Here is a 3,039-nt window from a genome sequence, read left to right on the forward strand (position 1 = left end):
TCGGACTTTTTAAGAAGTGCAATCAATGCGCGCTTAGAAAAACCAATCTCATTATTTAAATTTATCAAAGAAATGGATAAAGCGATTGAACAATTAGAAATGAAACCAGACTTGGCTCATCGTTTCTTAAATGATGGCTTTAGTGGTGGTGAAAAGAAACGTAATGAAATCGTTCAAATGATGATGTTAAAACCAGCCATTGCGATGTTGGATGAAATTGACTCTGGACTTGATGTCGATGCATTGCGTATTGTTTCGGATGCCATCAACCAATGTCAGCAACAAACAGATCTTGGTTTATTGATCGTATCTCACTATGCACGTTTCTATGAATATTTACAGCCAACACATGCTCACGTATTAATGGATGGACAAATTGTTGTATCTGGTGATGCAAGTTTAGTTGAAAAAGTTGACCAGGATGGATATGAATGGATTGAAAAAGAGTACCACGTAACCGCAAATAAAGAAGAAGATAAACAACCTATTTCTTTAGGTTCTTGTGGAGCTAAAAAATATGCTTAATCGCAAGGAAGTACACAATAGCGAAACTTTAAACATTCAAATTGATTCTCATGATCAAAAATCATATTTAATTGAATTGAGTAAAGATTGTACAAAATTTGATTTGAATGTGGAGTGTTTAGAAAATTCTTTTTCAAAATTCTTTATTTTAAACCATGCTGAAAGTGCGTGCGAATTAAACATTAATATGGTACTTAAACAAGATGCCAACTGCCAAATGGGTGTCTTGGATCTAGAAAAAAGCCCATTGAAATGGAATCACTATGTGGATCTAAAAGAGCAGGGGGCTGAATATGAAATTTTAAGCGGTCAATTATGTCAAGAACACATCGAAAAAGTATGCGATATGGAAGTAAGACATAATGCGCCTCATACAAATGGTCAAATGAAAAACTTTGCCGTTTTATTTGATTATGGACAATATCAAATGGTTGCCAATGGAAATATTAAAAAAGGATGTTTCGATGCTCAGTCTCATCAGGCAACGCGTGTATTAACTTTGGGCCAGGGACATAAGACAAAAGTTATTCCACTATTATTAATTGATGAAAATGATGTAAAGGCAAGCCACGCTCTAACAATTGGACAGCCAGATGCTGATCAGCTATATTATCTACAGTCTCGTGGATTGAGCACAAAACAAGCTGTTGGATTGTTAAGTGTTGGTTATTTCTTGCCAGTTATTGATTTAGTAGAAGATGAAGAATTGAAAGATAGTCTTCGTCAAGAAATGGAAAGTAAGGTTGGATTATATGGACATCAGTAAAATTCGTAAAGATTTTCCGATTTTAACGCGTAAGATGTCTGATAAACCTCTAGTGTATTTAGATAATGGGGCTACGACATTAAAGCCTCAACCGGTGATTGATGCCGTAGTAAATTATTATACATACCTTGGTGCTAATGCTCACCGTGGTGATTATGAAATGAGTGCACAGGTCGATGCGGCTTTTGAAGGGGCTCGTGTTCGTACTCAAAAATTCTTAAATGCGAAACACAAAGAAGAAATCGTATTTACTTCAGGTTCGAGTGAAGGCTTGAATCTTGTAGCTATGATGGTTACAGAACAGCTTTTACATGAGGGTGATGTCATTTTAAGTGACGAAAGTGAACATGCCTCAAGTATCTTGCCTTGGATGCAGGCGGGAAAGAAAAAAGGAACTAAAATCGATTACATTCCTTTGGATGAAGAGGGTAAGATCACAGTTGAAAACTTTAAAAGTGTCTTAACTGATCAAGTTAAAGTTGTTGCGATAGCGATGGTTTCTAATGTTTTGGGTTTTGTGGCTCCCGTTAAGGAAATTGCCAAGATCTGTCATGAACGAGGCATTTTGTTAGTGATTGATGGAGCGCAGAGTACTCCTCATTTAAATATTGATGTGCAGGATTTAGATTGTGATTTCTATGCGTTTAGTGCTCACAAGATGTGTGGTCCTACAGGCGTAGGTGCTTTATATGGCAAGAAAAAATGGTTGGATCAACTAGAACCAATTTTCTATGGTGGTGAAAGTAATGCGCGCTTCGACAAGTCTTGTTCATTAACTTTAAAGGAAACGCCATTAAAGTTTGAATCTGGAACACAACCAATTGAGGGTGTGATTGGTATGGCAGCTGCCATGGATTATTTGGATGCGATTGGAAAAGAGAATATTCATGCGCATGAAGTAGAATTAAAGGAATATTTCTTAAAAAAAGCAGAAGCTTTAGGGAATATTGTTGTATACAACGAAAATGCGAAGAGTGGAATTGTGACATTTAACGTGAAGGATAAAGATCAAATGATTTTTGCACAAGATGTCGCTAGCTATTTAAATACATTTGGCATTGCCGTTCGTTCAGGACAGCATTGTGCTAAATTACTTCCGGAAGTATTGAAGACTCCGGGTACTTGTCGTGCAAGTTTCTATTTGTACAACACAAAAGAAGAAGTCGATCAATTGATTGATGCTTTGAAGAATGCGACAGTGGAAAACTGTGTCAGCATTTTCTTTTAGGAAGGAAGCTTAATTATGTCAAATATTGATCCAATGTTGATGCGCCAGATTATTATGGATCATTATGACTATCCTCGTAATAAAGAATTGACAAAAGACAATGGTTACATGTCACGTCATATGGCGAGTGATTCTTGTATTGATGATATTACGGTGCAGACAAAAATTTCAGATGGAAAAATTGATGATATTCGTTTTGATGGGGTTGCCTGTACGATTTCAACAGCTTCGACTTCAATTATGTCTGAATTATTAAAAGGAAAGACGACAGAAGAAGCAAAAGAAATTATGGACAATTATTTCAAAATGATTGATCAAAAAGAATATGATGAAGATGTTTTAGATGAGGCCATAGCGTTTCAAAATGTTGGAAAACAAGCCAATCGTATCAATTGTGCCACAATTGGATGGAAGGCTATGCGTGAAATGATTAAGGAAAGTGAGGATGGAAAAGATGAGTAACGAAAAAGATATCGCACTTTCTAGTGAATATGAATATGGTTTTCATGATGAAGATGTC

4 protein-coding genes are annotated in these 3,039 nt (G+C 36.1%); all 4 read left to right on the forward strand.

The features are described from left to right. Positions 1-525 (forward strand): ABC transporter ATP-binding protein (locus ACZQCL_RS04795; protein ID WP_482481975.1); only part of this gene is annotated, 525 nt, incomplete at its 5' end. Then, positions 518-1,291 carry a SufD family Fe-S cluster assembly protein gene (locus ACZQCL_RS04800; protein ID WP_227993163.1) on the forward strand — a complete coding sequence of 258 codons (774 nt, stop codon included), beginning with the start codon at positions 518-520 and terminating at the stop codon, positions 1,289-1,291. The genes ACZQCL_RS04795 and ACZQCL_RS04800, both read left to right, overlap by 8 nt. Then, positions 1,278-2,519: an aminotransferase class V-fold PLP-dependent enzyme gene (locus ACZQCL_RS04805; protein WP_331865496.1), complete on the forward strand. Its 1,242-nt coding sequence runs from the start codon at positions 1,278-1,280 to the stop codon at positions 2,517-2,519. The genes ACZQCL_RS04800 and ACZQCL_RS04805 overlap by 14 nt, the downstream gene beginning before the upstream one ends. Before the next feature lie 15 nt (positions 2,520-2,534). Further along, positions 2,535-2,981, forward strand: a complete 447-nt coding sequence (gene sufU / locus ACZQCL_RS04810) for a Fe-S cluster assembly sulfur transfer protein SufU (RefSeq protein WP_270490454.1) — start codon at positions 2,535-2,537, stop codon at positions 2,979-2,981. Positions 2,982-3,039: the final 58 nt, after the last annotated feature.

The organism is Holdemanella sp. (genome assembly GCF_056804935.1).